This is a genomic window from Vibrio sp. 1069 (assembly GCF_033340555.1).
This window is the reverse complement of the sequence record NZ_JAWOWP010000932.1, coordinates 1-520: the sequence shown is the minus strand read 5'-3', so window position 1 is coordinate 520 and position 520 is coordinate 1. Positions and strand designations below refer to the sequence as shown.

Annotated in this window: 1 protein-coding gene; it reads left to right on the top strand. The window is 45.0% G+C overall.

Features of this window, described 5'->3' with window-relative positions:
* Positions 1-339 precede the first annotated feature (339 nt).
* A partial coding sequence (locus tag R7040_RS29885) for a hypothetical protein (protein ID WP_318098108.1) occupies positions 340-520 on the top strand: 181 nt, incomplete at its 3' end.

Sequence of the window (520 nt, the reverse complement as noted above, 5' to 3'; positions counted from 1 at the left end):
TCATTTTTTCAATAAAGCCATCGAGCGATTCGCCAATGGTGACACTTGTTGTTCTACCCATAAAGCCACCTGTGTGAATTATTAACACAATTAGTATACAGCAAGTGATGGGTTTACTTTCTCTTTTTCGCAAGCTGCTTATCGCACCATGCGCTTATCTGCGGAGAGTAAAGCGCGAAAACACTAATCAACAATGAAATACCAATGATCACAAATAGGCCATTCATAAGAACCACCTTCCAATAACATACCTACTCATAAGACTACCACGCCTTTGAGTTTTCCAAACTGAACATCCCCACACCAGGAAATCGGCGAAGCCGTTTTCCTGGTGTGGGGATGCGACAAGCGCAGCGCGTCAGTTCGGAGCCAAATGTTCGTTGTGAACATTCATCTTTCATCACGCTGTCACTTAATACCCCTATCAAATTTACTCAGCGTCCCTCCCTGTTTGCTCGCTTCGCGTTGCAAATTCAGGAGAGACCCTTCGCAAATTTCGCGAGCCTACTCGCGCTATGTA